The organism is Hungatella sp. SL.1.14 (assembly GCF_024460495.1).
Classification (GTDB): Bacteria; Bacillota; Clostridia; order Lachnospirales; family Lachnospiraceae; genus Hungatella; species Hungatella hathewayi.
The window spans coordinates 31,829-50,445 of sequence record NZ_JANFYJ010000008.1; the positions used below are offsets into that span (position 1 = coordinate 31,829).

The following is an 18,617-nucleotide window of genomic DNA, read 5'->3' on the forward strand; positions in this document are numbered from 1 at the left end:
AAGCAGAGGCCGAAGGGGACTGTGAATGACAGCAAATGTAGAAAGGATACAGATGTAATGGATGTAAAAAAGGTGTTGGAGAGTGTGAGCAGCGGAACGCTGGATGTAGCTGAGGCCGAGGCGCTTTTAAAGGATCTTCCCTATGAAGATTTAGGCTACGCCAAACTGGATCATCACAGGAAGCTGCGTTCCGGGTTTGGCGAGACTGTATTCTGCCAGGGAAAGCCGGATAAATACCTGGTGGAGATCATGAAGAGGTTTTATGAGAGGGATGGAGAGGTCCTGGGAACACGGGCGTCCGCAGAACAGTTCCTTCTGGTGAAAGAGGAAGTGCCGGAGATTGAATACGATACGGTATCCAGGATTCTGAAGGTAGAGAAGAAGGATAAGGAAAGAACGGGCTGTGTAGCGGTATGTACCGGCGGGACCGCTGATATTCCGGTGGCGGAGGAAGCGGCTCAGACCGCGGAATATTTCGGCTGCGCGGTGGATCGGATCTATGATGTGGGCGTGGCGGGAATTCACCGCCTGCTGTCACAGAGAGAACGGCTTATGAAGGCGAACTGCATTATCGCGGTGGCTGGTATGGAGGGAGCCTTGGGAACCGTGGTGGCCGGCCTGGTGGACTGCCCAGTCATCGCTGTTCCGACATCGGTCGGCTACGGGGCTAATTTCCACGGAGTTTCGGCCCTCTTAACCATGCTGAATTCCTGCGCAAACGGGATTTCCGTGGTAAATATTGACAATGGATACGGTGCGGGCTATCTGGCAACGCAAATAAACAGACTGGCGGTGAAATAAATGGGAAAAATACTGTATTTGGAATGTAATTCGGGAATCAGCGGAGATATGACGGTCGGAGCGCTTCTGGATCTTGGCGCCGACCAAACGGTGCTGGAGCATGCGCTGGACAGCCTGGGAGTGGAAGGATACCACCTTCATTTTGGCAGGACGGTGAAGTGCGGCCTGGATGCGTATGATTTTGATGTGCATTTGGAGGAAGAGGGGCATGAGCATAGCCATGACTGTGAGGAGGGGCATTCCCATGACCATAATCATGACTGTGAAGAGGGCCATTCTCATGAGCACAGCCATGACTGCGAAGAAGGCCATTCTCATGAGCACAGCCATGACTGCGAAGAAGGCCATTCTCATAAGCACAGCCATGACTGCGAAAAAGGCCATTCTCATGACCATCCCCATAATCATGAAGAAAACCATCATCACGAGCACAGCCATGACCACGGAGACGGCCATCATCACGGTCATACCCATAGAAATCTTTCAGATATTTATGAAATCATAGGCCGTCTGGATTCCAACGATGCAGTGAAGGAACTGGCGAAGAACATGTTTCTGATTGTAGCAGAGGCGGAAGCAAAGGCCCACGGTCTTCCCATTGATCAGGTTCATTTTCATGAGGTGGGAGCGATCGATTCCATTGTCGATATCATCAGCGTGGCAGTCTGTCTCGACAACCTGGGAATAAAGGAGGTTGTGGTATCTCCGCTGGCGGAGGGCCACGGCCAGATCCGGTGCCAGCACGGCGTGATTCCGGTTCCGGTTCCGGCAACTGCCAATATCGCATCTGCCCACGGCCTGGCTCTGCGCATGACGGATCAGGAAGGGGAGATGGTGACTCCCACGGGAGCGGCCATTGCAGCGGCGGTGAGGACGAGAGATAAACTGCCTGACTCCTGTAAAATCATAAAGACCGGTATGGGAGCCGGTAAAAAGGATTTTGCCCACGCCAACGTGCTGCGCGCCATGCTTCTGGAGACGGAGGAAGCGGCAGACGATGAGATGTGGGTGCTGGAAACCAACATTGATGACTGCGGAGGCGAGATGCTGGGATTTGCCATGGAAATGCTTCTGGAGGCAGGGGCGGCAGACGTATGGAGCACGCCCATCTACATGAAGAAAAACCGTCCTTCCTACATGCTTTCCGTTTTGTGCCGGGAAGATTTTATTCCGAAGATGGAGGCCGTGATCTTTGAACAGACTACCAGCATCGGAATTCGCCGTTATTCCGTTGCCAGAACGGTTCTGGGACGGAGGAAGGCTGTGGCAGAGACGCGATTTGGAAAGGCAGAAGTGAAAATTTGCATGGGAAATGGAAAGACGTATTTTTATCCGGAATATGAAAGCGTCCGGGCGATCTGCAGGAAACAGAACGTGGATTTTCAGACTGTTTACAGTGAGGTCAGAAGAGCGGCGGAGGAAATGGAGCACAAGCAGTAAAAAGGCCGGTGAAAAAAGGCCGCCGGCAGTTTCGACTCTGCCATCCGCAGCAGTGTCTGGAAAATGAGCGGAAAACAAAAGAAACAGGGAACTGAATTACAACACAAAAGCAGCAGGAGGAGATCATGACAGAGAATACAGCGGAAAAGAAAATGAAACTGGAAGAGAAGATGGCAGAATACGCGAACCAGGATATCTGTCTTGCGTTCTCAGGCGGCGTGGATTCCAGCCTTCTTTTAAAGGCAGCGGCGGAGGCCATTAAAAAAACGGGAAAGAAGGTCTATGCGGTAACCTTTGACAGCCGCCTTCATCCTTCCTGTGATCTGGAGATCGCCAGGCGAGTGGCGGAGGAGCTGGGAGGCATTCACGAGGTAATCACAGTGGATGAACTGGAACAGAAGGAGATCCGTCATAACCCCGTGAACCGGTGTTACTTATGTAAACGCCACCTGTTTCAAAGCCTGAAGGATTTTGCAGGGAAGCGGAACATCAGCCTGATTCTGGACGGAACCAATGAAGACGATATGCATGTATACCGGCCGGGAATTCAGGCGCTTAAGGAGCTGGGAATTGTAAGCCCTCTGGCGGAACTTCATGTGACGAAAGCGGAAGTGAAGGCGATTGCGGCAGAGTATGGAATATCCGTGGCTTCCAGGCCTTCTACTCCCTGCATGGCTACGAGAATTCCGTATAATACGGAAATTGATTATGAGGTTCTGGAGAAAATCGGGGCAGGGGAAGCGTATTTGAGAACCATGATTGGAGGAAATGTACGCCTGCGCCTGCACGGCGATATTGTAAGAATCGAAGTAGATTTAAATGCATTCGAAAAAGTTCTGGAGATGAGAGAGGAACTGATCCGTAAACTGAAGGAAATGGGATTTCTCTATATTACGCTGGATCTGGAAGGATTTCGATCCGGCAGTATGGATGTAAGAATTTCGTGATTTCGTGGTGAAATGTGTGCGGTGATGTGTGTTTTATGTGAATCAGAAAGTGCTGTAAAGCTGTATGGAAGGAGTTTGTAACAGGCAGTGAATACCTCTGCGTTTATGGGGGGATAGTGAGCTGGTACATTTTGGATGTTGCTGTGTGCCCATACAGTATAATAAAGGCAAATCGGAAAGGCCCCGTAAAATCAAGGGATTTTCCGATTTGTCTTTATTCTTTTTCCACTTACTTGCCATATGTGTAGCAGAGATGGTGATGGCAGGATGCAATGGAATGAAATTACTGTATACTGCGTTCAGAAAAAGAGGCTATAAAAATGAAGTTTAATCACTCCATTTTTATAACCTCTTTTTAGTACAGTATGCTGCGCAAAGACAGATGAATTTATTTTTGCGCGAAACGAGCCAAACGGACGCGCTGGTGTATCCATTTGACAATTGCCGCAATGGTCCCCCCCCGCCACTTGTACCTCTGCCAAATTAATGCTCCGATGCCTGCGGTGGTTTTTTGATTCAATTTAGGCTCCAACAGCCGGTTCCCTTTGAGAAAGCAGGAAAAATATCCAAATTTGCTCTATTAAAAAAATTAGTGATTACACAAAATTATCTAAATTTGTTCAAGAAAGGCCATTTTTTAAAATTGAAAACCTCTGCCGTCATGGGGGAGTATGGTCATACAGACAAACAACCGCTGAGGAAACGTCACATGGAACTGTCGGCGTACCCGTTCCGCCGGCAGACTGCGGGAATCCGGAATATTGGGAGACGGGAATATAGGGAAAAAGGAGTTGGGAACTATGGGGTTAAATGCAGCCAGCCAAAAAAAAGGGATTTGGTATGAACTGCGAAAGAACAGAGGGCTTTACCTCTTTATGCTGCCGGGAATTTTGTATACATTCATATTTGGATACGTGACACTCCCTTATATGATCATTGCATTTGAAGATTTTGATTACAAAAAAGGAATCTTCAGTCCCTGGGTCGGTTTAGAGAACTTCCGGTTTTTCTTTGAGAGCAACCGGGCCTGGGAGGTGACATTTAATACGATCCTGTTAAATGCACTGTTTCTTTTCTTCGGTACACTGGTGTCGGTAGGACTTGCACTGATTCTTAATGAGGTGAAGAGCAAAGCTTTTGTGAGAATATCGCAGAGCACAATGTTATTTCCATACTTTATTTCGTGGGTTATTGTAAGCTACATCTTATATGCCATGCTGTCTACGGAAAAGGGCGTGTTTAACAATATCCTGACGGCGGTCGGGCTCGACCGGGTGAGGTGGTATTCACGGCCGGAGCTGTGGCGGGGGATTCTGGTATTTGCGAAGGTCTGGAAGTCGGCAGGGTACACGATGATCATCTATCTGGCGGCCATCGTAGGAATCGATCATTCCTTATATGAAGCGGCGGCCATTGACGGAGCAAACCGGTGGCAGTGCATTAAGAGAATTACGCTTCCGTTAATCACACCGACCATATGTATCATGATTCTTCTGGAGGTCGGAAAGATCTTCTGCGGCGACTTCGGTATGGTGTATGCGCTGGTGAAGGATTCCGGGCAGCTGCTTCCGAAGGTGGATGTCATTGATACGTACGTGTTCCGTATGCTGCGTGTGACCGGCGACCCGTCGCTGTCCATGGCGGTGGGCGTATACCAGTCGATCATGGGATTTATCATGGTATTCGGGTCCAACTGGCTTGTGAAAAAGCTGTTTCCGGAAGGCGCATTATTCTGATCAGGGAGGGGATTATTATGGTTCAACGCAAACGTTTCAGTATAGCCCAGGGGCTGATTTACTTATTACTGACCTGCATTTCGCTGCTGTGTATTCTGCCGATGCTGCTGGTCGTGGCCGTGTCTTTTACGGATGAAAGCTGTATCGGCAGATACGGATACAGCTTAATTCCCAAAAAGCTGTCGCTGGCCGCTTACCAGAAGCTGTTTTATCCGGGCTCTTCGATCTATGCAAGCTGTGGGATAACGGTTTTCATCACAGTAGTGGGAACGGCGATTGCCGTGCTGATGACATTCATGGTGGCGTATCCGCTGGCTAATAAGAATTTGAAATACAGAAATCAGTTTGCCATGTTTTTCTTTTTTACAACGGTATTTAATTCAGGAATGGTTCCGTGGTATTTAATCTGCCGGAAGCTGGGGATGTACAACAATATTCTGTCTTTGCTGATCCCTTCCATGATTTTTACACCGTTTAATATGTTTCTGGTGCGCAATTACGTCGCCACCATACCGGAATCGCTGATGGAATCCGCAAGGCTTGACGGAGCCAGCGAGACCAGGATCGGTTTCCAGATCTATTTTCCGCTCTGCAAACCAATTATAGCGACGATTACACTGTTTTACGGAATTAATTACTGGAATAACTGGTTTAACGCTGTTATGCTGATTGATAACAAAAAGCTTTATCCGTTACAGATGCTGCTTTTCCGGCTGCAGTCGGATATCAGTATGCTGTCCCAGATGGTAACCCAGGGAATTCAGCTGGATACCCCGCCTGCGGAGAGCTTTAAGATGGCGACGGTGATCGTCACCATAGGGCCGCTGGTATTTTTGTATCCGTTTTTGCAGAAGTATTTTGTAAAAGGTATTATGGTCGGTTCCGTTAAGGGCTGACCGGAGAGGGATTTAACCGTTTCGGATCAGAGACGGAGAATCAATAGATGAAAAACAATTATAGTTGAGGAGGAATTGAAATGAGAAGAAGAGTAGAACGAATCGGGGCGTTAGTCGTTCTGGCTGCAATGGTCTGTTCATTAACTGCATGTGGTTCCAAGCCGGCAGAATCCAGTCCTGGTACGACCGGGGCGAAGGGGTCGGCTGCAGAGACGGCAGGGGGAACCGCCGGGGAAGCGCCGAAGAAGATGCGCTATGTAGCGCCGGGCAGCGACTGGGAGAAGGAGGACGAGATCATCGGTCTGGTCAACGACAAGCTTCAGAAGGACGGAGTGAATATCGAGGTAGAGCTGATCCGTATCCCCTGGGACGCATGGGATCAGAAAGTAAACTTAATGCTGTCCACCGGTGAGGAGTTCGAACTGCTGCATGTCATGCAGGACAGAAAGAGCGCAACGGTACTGCGTTCTCAGAATGCAATCGCGCCGCTTAACGACTATCTGGACAATTTCCCGGATTTGAAGGAGACTCTGTCCGAGCGCTGGCCGGAATTTACCGTAAACGGTGAAATCCTGGCTGTGCCGGTGAAACCAAACTACTATATCAGCCGCGATTACGGCCGTATCTTCTATCGCCAGGATATCTTTGATAAGGCGGGAGGAAAGGTGCCGGAAACCGTGGATGAGGTGATAGAACTGGGACAGAAGATGCAGGAGATCTTAATGGAGGAGACAGGAGAGAAATGCTATACATGGCTCCATACCCTTTCCCGTCCGGCCACATGGCTGCACCGCTCCTACGAGGAAGCGCCTTTTATCGTAGACAACACCATGGGAATTGCAAAATGCAATATGGATGGCACCGTGGAAAGCTTCTATGAGAGCGATATCTTTAAAAGGGACTGTGAGATATACAGCAGACTCTATGACCTTGGCCTGATTGATCCGGATATTCTCACTACAGACAGTGAAGACCGCAGCAACGCAGCCGATTACGGCAAATTTGTCTTCGGCTTTGAGACCATCGACTACCAGAGTGAATCCACCATGACGAAGAATGTAGGGGCGTATTTAGGTGATTTCTGGCTGAATCCGGAGCTTGGCAATGTGGAGTATTTCGGTATCTATAACGGCAATGCGGTTCCTGTGTCCTGCACAGACCCCAATGTACCGCTGTCTTTCCTGGACTGGCTCTATAAGGATGCCGAAAACTACCAGTTATTCATGTATGGAGTGGAAGGCGAGACGTATAAGAAGGTAACTGATAATACGATGGAAACCATCTTTGGGGCTGATGGAAAGCCGCTTTACAAGTATGATGACTGGCAGATGGGCAATGCGGATTTCAGACTTTACGACGCCACTGCTACGGATACTCTGATGAAGATGTATACCACACCGATTACCGGTACCAATGTGCGTACCCCTATGGTCGGCTTCAACTTTGATCCGGTCAACGTCTCCAATGAGGTAGCCAATCTGACCAATGAGATTATTACGTCCATTTACCCGATTAAATTCGGCGTGGTGGATTACGACAGCAATATCGACCAGGCCATCCAGCGTCTGAAAGCGGCCGGGTTAGACAAGGTATTAGAGGAGTATTCCAAACAGTATAAAGAACACTATGAGGCCAACAAGGATCTGGTCGGAGTGTTTGAAAAATAATAAAAGAAAGTTGAGAGGAGAATTACCCATGAATAAGAAGTACAAAGCAGCGGTAATTGGCGTCGGCTTTATCGGCGCGGGAAGCCACGTACCGGCGTATCAGACAGATGAGCGGTGCGAACTGGTGGCAGTGGCCGACTTAAAGCCGGGAGCCGCCGAATATGTGGCAAAGAGATACGGGGTTGAGAAGTTCTATGAAGACCCGCAGCAGATGCTGGAAGAGTGCAAACCGGATGTGGTCTCCATCTGCGTACCCAATCAGTACCATAAGGAATGGAGCATTGCGGCGCTGGAGGCGGGAGCCAATGTCTTATGTGAAAAACCGATCTGCGTGACGCTGGCGGATGCGAAGGAAATCTACGCGGCGGCCGAGAGAGCGGGAAGAATCTTTATGCCGGTTCAGAACGACCGCATGGGGGCCCGCACCGTCCTGAGAGATATGATCAAGGACGGCGCTCTGGGAGATGTGTATTTTGGCGAATGTGAGAATATCCGGCGCAGGGGAATTCCCAACTGGGGCAGTTTCCACATCAAGAAGGATAATTTTGGCGGACCGTTCTGCGACGTGGGCGTGCATTTTATCGATTCCATCTTATACATGCTGGGCAATCCGAAATTCAAGTCCATCAGCGGCAATACGTGGAGCAAGATTGCACCGTACGAGACGGACCGCCCCAACCTGGGAACTGTGAGCAAGTCCAAAAACTTTGTTCCGCGTCCGTATTCCAGCAGTGAGTTTACGGTGGAAGACCATTCGGCAGGTACGCTGAGACTGGGAGAAGATATCCTGATTAACTTTAAGTTCGCATGGGCGCTGAATTCCCCGCCATTTGACGGAATCCGTTTAAATGGTACGAAGGGCGGACTCGTATTTAACAAGTACGCGGAGAATCCCTTTATGCTGTACAGCTCTAAGGGAGAGACCATGACGGACACGATTTTGAATCTGAATGTGCACCACAAATTTGAGCATATCCAGAATCCGGGCATCTATCTGATCGTAGAGCATTTTCTCGATGTGCTGGACGGAAAGGCAGAACCTATCGTTACGAAGGAAGAAGCTCTCAACGTGGTTACGATCATCCAGGCGTTCTACCGTTCGGCAGAGTTAAAACGCGAAGTAACTGCAGAGGAAATCGAGGGGATGTAACAGCAGGGACAAAGAGGGCAGGCAGGCCGCCGCGTATGCAAACAGCTTACTTTTTGATATAATTGAAAGTAAGAAAAGGGGGAGTTTGCATGAAGATATTGATCCATAGTTTTTTCAGCCAGCTTAAGAGGTTTACACTGTACCGGAAACTGGTTCTGTCGTTTATGACGCTGCTGGCTGTGTTCTCGCTGTTGATTGTTACGATGCTATACACGCTGTTTTCTCACGTGATGCATCAGGAGTATAAGTATATGGCCAAAAACAGCCTCGTATCCGCAGACAGTGTGCTTTTAAATTCCTACGATAAGCTGTCCGGCGTGATCAATGAGGTCCTGAGCTTAAACAATCTTTCAGTCTTCTTTCTCCGCGATGAGGCCGACAGAGCCAACGAGGCCAATATCTTTTTAGAACTGAGGAGACTTAAAAACTTATATCCGTATATTGAGAAGATTTCCCTGATCAATCTGTCGGGAAACCGGTATTTGGGGACAGACGGTGCTTCTGACCAGGTGGATGATTCCATCGTGGAGCATTATGAACAGAGCGGTGCAGGCGGCCTGGTTTCCTTCCGGCGGACGATTCCGGAAAAAATCAGGCTGACGAACAGTCCCTGTACAGAGGTAACTACGTTTGTATTCTTTCCATCAGGCCAGTACAGGGACAGTGCCATCGTCCTGGACTTAAAAGACAGTTACTTTATTGATCTGCTGAATCCGGCAGCTCTCCAGCCGCTGGACCAGATCTTTCTGGTCACCAATGAATCGGTTCTGATCGGCAGAACCGATCTGCCGGAAATAGACTGGCGGCCAATTCTGGAGGGGATAGAGGAGGATAATTTCCGGATCATGGACATCGAGAATACCCGGTGCGCCGTAACGGCGAAACAGGCCTGCATTCCGGGCTGGAAGATGGTGCGTCTGATGCCCATGGCCGGAAGCGGAATTCTGACCAGAAAGTTTTCTCTGCAGCTTGGAGCGGCGCTTTTTATCTTTCTGCTTGCTGTGCTGTACGGAATCTGGCTGATGATCCGCAGAATCTATGCGCCTGTGAAAACCATGGTGAGAGAGCAGGTGGACGGTTATGACACGGGAACCGTGGATGAGATCGGAGTGATCTGTGAAGAACTGGTTAAACGGAGCTATGAAATCGAGAAGCTGAACAGCCGCCTGACCCATTCACAGCCTCTCTTTAACGGGAGCTGGGTAAAAAGCCAGCTCCTGGGAGATATGGAGACGGCGAAGCGGGTGGAGAAACTGGCGCTGGAGCAGGGAATGAGAGCGCCGGAAAGTCCGTACAAGTGTGCGGTAGTACTGGCAGTGGACCGTTACCAAACCTATAACAGCACCGTGGATGTGGGAGAGCGGGGACTTCATGATTTTGCAGTCTCCAACATTTTAAGCGAGCTGCTGGGAGGGCGGATCCTGGGGGTGCTGATCCGTATGGATGAGCAGAAGCTGGCCTGTATGGTCGCCTGCCCGGCCGGAAGTATAGATGACGAGATTCTGGATGCTCTGAAGCTGTTTCAGAAAAATTTCTACGAGTTTTTCAAGTATTCCGTATCCATCGGACTGGGGATTCCGGCGGCTGCACCTGAGGATATGGCCGTGAGTTACCGCCAGGCGTGCAGTGCGTTAAACTACAGATTTTACCGCGGAACCGGAAGCTTAAATCCATATGTGCGGGAGTGGGAGACGAAGCGGTCAGCCTACCCGGTGAAGGAAGAGAGAGAAATTTTAGAGGCAATCCTGCTTCAGGATTCCAAAGCGCTTGAAAAGGCAGTAAATGGATTCCGGCAGTCTCTGGGGACTCCGGAGGAAACGAGAATCAAGGGTTACATGGAACGTTGCATTAACAGTCTGGTATCGGGACTGGCTGCCCGGTCGGTCATCGTGGAACACCAGGATATTCATGGAGAAGTGTTCGGAACGGATACTGAAAAAGAGCTGGCAGATGTATTTGCGCAGTGGTGTGAAACAATGATGAAGCGGTGCGGAGAGGAACAGAAAAAAGACAGGCCGGGGGAGGGGAATCCCATCGCTTTTGCACAGAACTATATTCAGGAAAATTACAGCAGGGCGGATTTGTCCGTCGAATACCTTGCCAGACTGGTGGATTTATCACCGGCTTACTTTGGAAAACAGTTTTATAGTACACTCCGTGTATCGTGCAGCGATTACATCGCAGATGTGCGGCTGGAAAATGCCGCAAAACTCCTTCGGGAAACGTCTCTGCCGGTGCAGGAAATCAGTGAACGCGTGGGGGTGGGAAGTATCAATTATTTCTACCGTCTGTTTAAGAAAAAATATGGGGAAACACCAGTAAATTACAGGAAAAAACAAACAAAACAAAATTTTTAGGAGGATTTCATCATGGAACAGAACGAGCTTAAGATTGGGATTCAGATGTGGAGTATTCATAATGTCTGCAAGGAACTGGGATTTGCAAAAGCATTTGAACTTGTGTCTAAAATGGGATATCAGGGCTGGGAGTTTGCACTCGGCTCCAGCGCTACGCTGGCCGACCGTATGGAACGCCCCATTGATTTGCAGGAGGTAAAGCAGGCGGCTGCGGAAAACGGGATTGAACTCTTAGGCTGCCACGTATCCACGGAACGGCTTTTAGAGGATCCGGAACCGGTGATTGCTGAGTGCAGGGAGCTGGGGTTGTCCTATGCGGCTGTGGGACCGTGTTTTTATGCAGACCGTACGCCGTTTGACGAGCAGAAGAAGTGCTATGAGAATACGAAACGGTTTGCACAGATGTTTCGGGACGCAGGAATCCAGTTCCAGGTACACGGGTCTGCCTTCGGCTACTTAAGAGATTACAGGGGCCGCCGTACCATCGACGGCATGCTGGAGGAATGCGGTCTGGATCTGCTTCAGCCGGAATTTGACACGGCCTGGATGATTGTAGGCGGGGTGATACCTGCAGTTTATCTGGATAAGTACAAAGGTCACGTGGATATCCTGCATTTCAAGGATTTCCAGCCGCCGATGGAAGACAGCGACTATATTCTGGTACGCCACAATGAGATCTGTGACAACCACAGAGGCTGCGCAGTAGGGGATCACGGAATTCAGGATATCGGGACGATTATCCCGGCGGCCAGGGCATGCGGGACAAAGTGGCTGATGACGGAGCTGTGGAATGAGCCGGAGAGTCTTAAAAATGCTGAAATCAGCATCGAAAACCTGAAAAAATATCTGTAAGAAGGGGAAATCATGGTTAAAGCGGGTATCGTAGGCTTTTTGCCTGAAGATAAATCAGACGTTTGGGAATTTTTTAAATGGTGTGCTGATTTGGGATACAAAGCAATTGATATGGATTTATCGTATGCCGCCCCCGGAGAAGACTTAACAGAAAGCGCTTCCAGACTGAGAAATCTCGGTCTGGAGCCGCTCACCATGGGCTGTCCGGGAGATTTTGAACTGGCGGTGGGCCGTGTGGCTGAGATTGCAAAAAAAGCCCACGCCCAGGGAATCAAACGGGTTACGGCTTACAGCTCCAGCATATCGAAAAGCATTCACGAAGGATATGGCGTCCATGGGACGTATGACGAGATGATGCGGGATTTCGAGTATATGAACCGGCTGACAGAGCTCTTTGACGAAGAGGGCCTCACCTTCTGTTACCATAACCATTACCACGAGTTTATAACGGTATATCATGGGGTCAATGCTTTTGACCACATGCTGTACAATGTGGACTCCCGTCTGAAATTTGATCTGGATGTGGGCTGGGTTACCTCCGGCGGCTATGATCCGGTGGAGGTCTTAAAGAGGCTGGAAGGACGAATTGCATGCATCCACGTGAAGGATTTTTACGATTTACAGAAGCCGTGGAAGATGGTGGAGAAGGATCCTTCATCGAAGGAAGGGTTTACCGCTGTGGGAACGGGAGTCGTGAATATTCCGGGGGTGCTGAAGGAACTTGACAGGCAGTCGGTGGAATATGCGTGTGTGGAACAGGATATCATGCGGAACTTAAATCCCAGGGAGGCATTGACCATGTCTTACCTGGCGATGAAGGAAAGCGGGTATGTATGGTAATGCTGTCGGCTTAAGACCGGATGGCAGCAGGGGAAATGCCTGACTGTCCGGGAAAAGGAGAGAAAATGAAACCAGTAAAAGCAGGATTAATTGGAAGCGGTATTATAAGCTGGACGTATCTGGATAATATGGTGAATTGTTTCGAGTCCGTGGAAGTGGTGGGATGCAGTGACCTGATACCGGAGCGGAGCGCCGCCCGCGCGGAGGAATTCGGAATCCGTCAGATGACGAACCAGGAGATCTACGATGATCCCGAGATCGAGATTGTGGTGAATACCACCAACTGGCAGAGCCATACACAGGTGATCCGGGAGGCATTAAACGCGGGAAAACACGTCTATACAGAGAAGAGCCTTGCACCCTCCTATGAGGAGGCATGTGAGATTGCCAGGCTGGCAGAGGAAAAGGGGCTTCGGATCGGGTGTGCGCCAGATACATTTTTAGGAGGCGGGTACCAGACCTGCCGGAAATTGATTGATGATGGATACATAGGAAAGCCCATCAGCGTGCACGCATTTCTGGCGCGCAATGTCTGGCCGGATGGCGCCAGAAACGACGTTAAGCTGGAAAATGGAGGAACGCTGCCCTTTGACATGGCGGCCTACTATATTCACGCTATGGTTCACTTATTCGGACCAGTTCAGACGGTGGCGGGATTCGCGGACTCGTACCCGTTTGAACTGAGAAATCCCTATAATCCGCGGCAGGGAGAAAGCGCGGAGGTTCCGGGAATTACCAGCTTATACGGAGCGCTGCGGTTCGAAAGCGGTGTTTGCGGCACCCTCGTGGTGACGGGCGAGAGCTTTATGGAGACGCCGCGGGTGGAAGTGTATGGAAGCGAAGGCACGCTGATCTGCCCGGACCCCAACTATTACGGCGGGCCGGTGATGCTGATGCGAAAGGGCGGAAGCCGTTTTATGGAGATACCGATCACCCACGATCATGTGACGACGAATAAGTTTGAGGGAGCGCCGGGAACGTGGGGAGACTCAAGGCGCGGTATGGGCGTGGCAGAGATGGCGTGGGCGATTCGCGGCGAGAGGCCCCACCGGTGCGATGTGGGACTGCATCTGCACGCATTGGAACTGATTCACGGGCTTGATGTCTGCACCAGGGAGGGGACGGTCTATACGATGGAGACCAGACCGGCCAGGCCGGCAGCCTTAAAAGCCGGGATGATCGGCAAATGCCATGAGGCTGCGCTTGCAGACTGGCAGCCGGATGTGATAAAATGGGCAGGAGGCAGGATATGTTAAAGGCTGGTGTAGTAGGATTTCTTCCGGATGACAGATCGAAGACAGAGGAGACATGGAAGCTGCTGGAAAAATACGCGGAGATCGGATACCGCGCCATGGACATGGATCTCGATTACGCCATTCCCGGAGGAGATTTAAAAGAGAAGTATGAACGTGTCTGCAGTCTGGGGATTAAACCCATCATGTCGGGAGCATCCCCGGAGGTCTTTCAGGACCCGGCGGCGAAGATTAAGTCACTGCACATTCAGGAGATAAATCAGGTATGCATGTATTCTTCCAGCATGATTGCCAGCTTCCGGAGGGGATACGGCAGCAATGCCGGATACGATGAGGTCATGCAGGATTTTGAATTTATGAATAAGGCGGTTCTGTTTTTTGAGAGCGAAGGAATCCATTTCTGCTATCATAACCATTACCAGGAGTTCACCACCTGCTACAACGGCATTTCGGGATTCGATTTAATGCTGCTGCACGTGGATCCGAGGCTTAAGTTTAATATTGACTTGGGCTGGGCAATGGTGGCGGGGTTGGACCCGGTAAAGCTCTTAAAACGTCTGGAGGGCAGGATTGCCAATGTACATCTGAAGGACTTCTATGATCTGGAAGCGCCGAAGCACATACTGAACAGCGATCCGTCCACGAAGGTTGGTTTTACCAGCCTGGGCAGCGGGCTGCTTCCCGTCGATCCGATCCTGGAGGAGATGGACCGGCAGGGCTTATCATATGCCTGTGTGGAACAGGATGTGCTGCGGCATTTAGACCGGGTTCAGACTTTAACGGCGTCGTATCTGCGCATGAAAGAAAGCGGATATGTGAAATGATTCATGTAAAATAATTGTTTCATAATCATCACTGCGGTTCACGGTTCTGCCTTTTACGGGCGGGGCCGTGAACTGCGAGTTAACAGGAGGAAGGCATTTATGGGATTTCAGAAGGATTTTGTATGGGGAGCCGCAACCAGTTCGTATCAGATCGAGGGGGCGGCCTTTGAGGATGGGAAAGGGCTGTCCATATGGGACGTGTACGCCCACCAGCCCGGAAAGGTTTTTGAAGGACACAACGGCGATGTGGCGTGTGATCACTACCACAGATTTGAGGAAGATGTAAAATTAATGAAGCAGCTGGGAATTAAGGCGTATCGCTTTTCCATCTCCTGGCCCCGTATTCTTCCCGACGGGATTGGTACGGTCAATCAGAAGGGGCTGGATTTTTATTCCCGTCTGACGGATGCGCTGCTGGAGAACGGGATTACACCGTATGTGACGCTGTACCACTGGGATCAGCCTTATGAGCTGTATCTGCGGGGCGGCTGGCTGAATCCTGACAGCCCGAAATGGTTTGCGGAATATGCAGCAGTAGTTGCCCGGGCGCTGGGAGACCGGGTGAAGAACTTTATTACGTTTAACGAGCCACAGGTATTCATCGGTCTGGCATTCGTGGATGGAGTTCACGCTCCGGGACATAAGCTGCCCCGCCGCGAGGCACTGTCCATGGCCCATCACGTTATGATGGCGCACGGTCTGGCCTCCATGGAGATCCGTTCCATTGTTCCGGATGCAAAGATTGGTTATGCGCCTACGTCCAATGTGCCGGTTCCGGTCAGCAGCGATCCGAAAGATGTGGAGGCGGCGAGAAACGCCTATTTCCGTATGTCGGAGAATGGGGACTGGTCGTGGAACGTCAGCTGGTGGAGCGATCCTGTGATGCTGGGAAACTATCCGGAGGAAGGTCTTCGCATTCTGGAAAAGGATCTGCCTGTCATGGGACCGGATGATATGAAGATTATCCATCAGAAACCGGATTTTTACGGCCAGAATATCTATAGAGGAATTCCGACAAAGGCGGTTCCCGGCGGTTGGGAGACGGTGCCTCACAGCCCCGGCGCGCCGAAGACGGCCATTAACTGGCATGTGGATTTTGACTGTCTCTACTGGGGCGTCAAGTTCCTGTATGAGAGGTACCAGACACCGGTCGTTATTACGGAGAACGGTATGTCGAGCCATGACTGGCCTGCGTTAGATGGAAAGGTTCATGATTATGCCAGGATTGATTATCTTCACCGCCATCTGCGCGGGCTTAAGAGAGCCGCTGAGGAGGGCGTGGACGTGGCAGGGTATTTCCAGTGGTCGCTTATGGACAATTTTGAGTGGGCCAGAGGATACAACGACAGGTTTGGTCTGATCTATGTGGATTATGCGACGCAGGAGCGGATACCGAAGGATTCGTTTGAGTGGTATAGGAATGCGATTATGCAGAATGGTGAGAATCTGTAGTTATAGGTGGAATACAGAGCTGGAGCTTAATGTAGAGATTGATAGTAAAAGGAGAGCATATGGAACGAATTAAGATGGGGCCGATTGAATTGTCACGGGTAATACAGGGCTACTGGCGGTTAACTTCCTGGGACTGGAGCCCGGAGAAGCTGGCAGATCATATGAACGCCTGTGTGGAGAACGGTGTTACCACCTTTGATACGGCAGCCGTGTACGGCGGCGGAGAGTGTGAGCGGCAGATGGGGAAAGCGCTGGCCTTCGATCCCACGCTGAGAAGCCGGATCGAACTGGTGACGAAGGTCGGTATCGTGCCGAAAGGGGAGAACGCAGCATTTTCCCATTACAATACGACGTACGATCATGTGATGCGTGCGTGCAGAGACTGTCTGGAGCGGCTGGGAACGGATTACGTGGATTTGCTGCTGATTCACAGAGAGGATCCCTGTCTCGATCCGGCGGAGTGCGGAAGGGCGCTTAAGGACCTGCAGGCGGAAGGGCTTATCCGGGCTTACGGGGTATCGAATTTTGATCCCTGGAAGTTCCAGGCGCTGAATCAGGCGACCGGACAGAGCCTGGTCACAAATCAGATCGAGTGCAGCCCGCTCTGCTTTGAGCACTTCGATTCAGGGATGATGGATCTGCTGACAGGCACGGGAATCCATCCCATGATATGGTCGCCTCTGGCCGGCGGAAGGCTGTTTACCGGCAGCGATGAGGCCTGTGTAAAGGTCAGGGCTGTTCTGAAAGAACTGGCGGAGCAATACGGGACTACCGAGTCTGCCATTGTATACGCATGGCTGGCATACCATCCGGTGAAAGCGCTGCCAATCTGCGGAAGCAACCGGATCGACCGCCTTTTGGAGGCGGTCCGCGGTGTGGAGATCCGGCTGGAGCACGTGGACTGGTACCGGGTTTATACGGCCAGCGGGCAGAAGGTGCTGCGGTAGTTTTCGTCTGCTTTCGCCTGCGGGAACGTATTAAGTGTACTGTGACTCCATCTCCCTGATCCGCTTATACAGGCGGTCATTGACCGGTGTGGCAAGTCCGTGTTTTTTCGCCATCTCTCTGACGGTTCCGGAAAACATCTCAACTTCTGACGGCCGGTGTGACAGGCTGTCCTGTCTCATAGACGGCATGCCGTCCGGTGACAGCGTCTTCAGCAGGTCGATGTAGCTGTCTAAATCCTGCTCGGTTAAGTTGACGTGTTCCGCATGGGCCAGCCTGATGACCTCGCGCATGGCGCCAATCATGGTGTCATGGGCTTCTCCGGGAACCAGTGTGCCGGAATAGGTGGTCTTATACGCCATACAGGTCTGGTTTACACCGACATTCAGCATGAATTTGCCCCACAGGCGGTGCAGAATGTCATCTTCAACGGTGTAGGCAATCCCGGCCCGGTCGAAGAAGGCGGTCATGGCTTCCAGACGGTTGTTCTGTTCCGGTGACAGAGCGCCAACCCTCAGCTCTCCTGCCTGTGTGTAGGTCAGGGAAGATCCGAATTTCATGGCGTCCATGCCCTGGGCGATGGAGTACAGTACTTTTTCACGGCCATAGCGTTCCCCGATCATCTGTTCGCTGCTGATGCCGTTCATAACAGAGATTATGGTGGTATCCGGTCCGACACAGTTCTTCATGGTGTTTAAGGCCTCGGGGAGCGCGTTGTATTTGACCGCTACGATCACAAAATCGGCAGGAGCTGCGGTTTCACAGTCTTCCATTGGAAAGGTGCGGTGCTCCCCGTTCACGGTGAATTCCATGGAATGGTACTTCTGAATACGTTTTCTGTCTGCAATGAAGCGCAGGCCGGAGGAACCCAGCCTGGATACAATCTGATTCCCGTACAGTAAGCCGAGTGCTCCCATGCCAATGATGGCAGTGCTTTGTATTTCCTTCATAGTTGGCCTCCTATTGCTTTCTATATATTACGTTTCATTTATCATACCACAGGATTCCTGATGCGAAAACAGGAAACTTGGAGAGATTCCAGCTTAAGTGAGGACGGAGGCGGTGTGATGTGGTCTGTTTACCAGAAATTATGATATAATCCAAAAAGGTACTTGTAAAATACAAGTACCTTGGGTATAATGTACTTAGAAGTAATCAAAAGATTTGTTTCGGTCTGATGATTAAGACTTCGGATAACTGAGTAATTTATAGTTACGAGCTATCCTCTATTGCGAGTAGAGGATAGCTATTTTCTTTTCTGATGATTATCAAGGTAGGCCAGTACTGTAAAGATAACCAGCACCAGCGTCAACACTTCCAGTGTATTCATACCACATATCCTCCTTTGTAAATTTCCGGAGGAAACCATCAGACTACCCTCTTGACCGCGGCACAATTATACAAAGTTATTTTAACATAAAAACAAAGTAAAAACAATAACGGGCTAATATTCCATG

The 18,617-nt window shown here is 50.4% G+C and carries 15 protein-coding genes; 14 read left to right on the forward strand and 1 reads right to left on the reverse strand.

Annotated elements, in window-relative coordinates:
* Window positions 1–57: 57 nt before the first annotated feature.
* From larB to NE473_RS10560, 14 genes are all read left to right on the forward strand, one after another.
* Window positions 58–801 carry a nickel pincer cofactor biosynthesis protein LarB gene (gene larB / locus NE473_RS10495; protein WP_039890607.1) on the forward strand — a complete coding sequence of 248 codons (744 nt, stop codon included), beginning with the start codon at window positions 58–60 and terminating at the stop codon, window positions 799–801.
* On the forward strand, window positions 802–2,241 hold the full coding sequence (gene larC, locus NE473_RS10500) for a nickel pincer cofactor biosynthesis protein LarC (RefSeq protein WP_055649637.1): 1,440 nt from the start codon (window positions 802–804) through the stop codon (window positions 2,239–2,241).
* Between the two features lie 125 nt (window positions 2,242–2,366).
* A complete protein-coding gene (larE, locus tag NE473_RS10505) occupies window positions 2,367–3,188 on the forward strand; it encodes an ATP-dependent sacrificial sulfur transferase LarE (RefSeq protein WP_055649638.1) in 822 nt (273 codons plus the stop codon).
* An 800-nt stretch (window positions 3,189–3,988) separates the two neighbouring features.
* Window positions 3,989–4,924, forward strand: a complete 936-nt coding sequence (locus NE473_RS10510) for an ABC transporter permease (protein WP_022033092.1) — start codon at window positions 3,989–3,991, stop codon at window positions 4,922–4,924.
* Window positions 4,925–4,941: 17 nt separating this feature from the next.
* Complete coding sequence (locus NE473_RS10515) at window positions 4,942–5,820, forward strand: carbohydrate ABC transporter permease (RefSeq protein ID WP_022033093.1); 879 nt, start codon at window positions 4,942–4,944, stop codon at window positions 5,818–5,820.
* A gap of 80 nt (window positions 5,821–5,900) precedes the next feature.
* Complete coding sequence (locus NE473_RS10520) at window positions 5,901–7,487, forward strand: extracellular solute-binding protein (protein ID WP_006771321.1); 1,587 nt, start codon at window positions 5,901–5,903, stop codon at window positions 7,485–7,487.
* A gap of 28 nt (window positions 7,488–7,515) precedes the next feature.
* Window positions 7,516–8,637, forward strand: coding sequence for a Gfo/Idh/MocA family protein (locus NE473_RS10525; protein WP_022033095.1), 1,122 nt, complete (start codon window positions 7,516–7,518; stop codon window positions 8,635–8,637).
* Window positions 8,638–8,726: 89 nt separating this feature from the next.
* Window positions 8,727–10,994 carry a helix-turn-helix domain-containing protein gene (locus NE473_RS10530; RefSeq protein ID WP_055649640.1) on the forward strand — a complete coding sequence of 756 codons (2,268 nt, stop codon included), beginning with the start codon at window positions 8,727–8,729 and terminating at the stop codon, window positions 10,992–10,994.
* Window positions 10,995–11,006: 12 nt separating this feature from the next.
* A complete protein-coding gene (locus tag NE473_RS10535) occupies window positions 11,007–11,846 on the forward strand; it encodes a sugar phosphate isomerase/epimerase family protein (RefSeq protein ID WP_006771324.1) in 840 nt (279 codons plus the stop codon).
* A gap of 12 nt (window positions 11,847–11,858) precedes the next feature.
* Complete coding sequence (locus NE473_RS10540) at window positions 11,859–12,686, forward strand: sugar phosphate isomerase/epimerase family protein (RefSeq protein ID WP_055649641.1); 828 nt, start codon at window positions 11,859–11,861, stop codon at window positions 12,684–12,686.
* 65 nt (window positions 12,687–12,751) lie between these two features.
* A complete protein-coding gene (locus NE473_RS10545) occupies window positions 12,752–13,942 on the forward strand; it encodes a Gfo/Idh/MocA family protein (RefSeq protein WP_172682240.1) in 1,191 nt (396 codons plus the stop codon).
* Window positions 13,936–14,763, forward strand: coding sequence for a sugar phosphate isomerase/epimerase family protein (locus tag NE473_RS10550; protein ID WP_022033099.1), 828 nt, complete (start codon window positions 13,936–13,938; stop codon window positions 14,761–14,763). The genes NE473_RS10545 and NE473_RS10550 overlap by 7 nt, the downstream gene beginning before the upstream one ends.
* Window positions 14,764–14,862: 99 nt before the next feature.
* Complete coding sequence (locus NE473_RS10555; RefSeq protein ID WP_256265225.1) at window positions 14,863–16,215, forward strand: GH1 family beta-glucosidase; 1,353 nt, start codon at window positions 14,863–14,865, stop codon at window positions 16,213–16,215.
* Between the two features lie 59 nt (window positions 16,216–16,274).
* Complete coding sequence (locus NE473_RS10560) at window positions 16,275–17,162, forward strand: aldo/keto reductase (protein ID WP_055649644.1); 888 nt, start codon at window positions 16,275–16,277, stop codon at window positions 17,160–17,162.
* Window positions 17,163–17,192: 30 nt separating this feature from the next.
* Here the strand turns inward: NE473_RS10560 and NE473_RS10565 are convergent, their stop codons facing one another.
* The gene (locus NE473_RS10565) at window positions 17,193–18,110 is read right to left on the reverse strand and encodes a ketopantoate reductase family protein (protein WP_081034828.1); all 918 of its coding nucleotides are present in this window, start codon (window positions 18,108–18,110) and stop codon (window positions 17,193–17,195) included.
* Window positions 18,111–18,617 lie beyond the last annotated feature (507 nt).

Bases quoted from the DNA above. Each gene is read 5' to 3' on its own strand.
- larB (WP_039890607.1), top strand. From the start codon at position 58: ATGGATGTAAAAAAGGTGTTGGAGAGTGTGAGCAGCGGAACGCTGGAT.
- larC (WP_055649637.1), top strand. From the start codon at position 802: ATGGGAAAAATACTGTATTTGGAATGTAATTCGGGAATCAGCGGAGAT.
- larE (WP_055649638.1), top strand. From the start codon at position 2,367: ATGACAGAGAATACAGCGGAAAAGAAAATGAAACTGGAAGAGAAGATG.
- NE473_RS10510 (WP_022033092.1), top strand. From the start codon at position 3,989: ATGGGGTTAAATGCAGCCAGCCAAAAAAAAGGGATTTGGTATGAACTG.
- NE473_RS10515 (WP_022033093.1), top strand. From the start codon at position 4,942: ATGGTTCAACGCAAACGTTTCAGTATAGCCCAGGGGCTGATTTACTTA.
- NE473_RS10520 (WP_006771321.1), top strand. From the start codon at position 5,901: ATGAGAAGAAGAGTAGAACGAATCGGGGCGTTAGTCGTTCTGGCTGCA.
- NE473_RS10525 (WP_022033095.1), top strand. From the start codon at position 7,516: ATGAATAAGAAGTACAAAGCAGCGGTAATTGGCGTCGGCTTTATCGGC.
- NE473_RS10530 (WP_055649640.1), top strand. From the start codon at position 8,727: ATGAAGATATTGATCCATAGTTTTTTCAGCCAGCTTAAGAGGTTTACA.
- NE473_RS10535 (WP_006771324.1), top strand. From the start codon at position 11,007: ATGGAACAGAACGAGCTTAAGATTGGGATTCAGATGTGGAGTATTCAT.
- NE473_RS10540 (WP_055649641.1), top strand. From the start codon at position 11,859: ATGGTTAAAGCGGGTATCGTAGGCTTTTTGCCTGAAGATAAATCAGAC.
- NE473_RS10545 (WP_172682240.1), top strand. From the start codon at position 12,752: ATGAAACCAGTAAAAGCAGGATTAATTGGAAGCGGTATTATAAGCTGG.
- NE473_RS10550 (WP_022033099.1), top strand. From the start codon at position 13,936: ATGTTAAAGGCTGGTGTAGTAGGATTTCTTCCGGATGACAGATCGAAG.
- NE473_RS10555 (WP_256265225.1), top strand. From the start codon at position 14,863: ATGGGATTTCAGAAGGATTTTGTATGGGGAGCCGCAACCAGTTCGTAT.
- NE473_RS10560 (WP_055649644.1), top strand. From the start codon at position 16,275: ATGGAACGAATTAAGATGGGGCCGATTGAATTGTCACGGGTAATACAG.
- NE473_RS10565 (WP_081034828.1), bottom strand. From the start codon at position 18,110: ATGAAGGAAATACAAAGCACTGCCATCATTGGCATGGGAGCACTCGGC.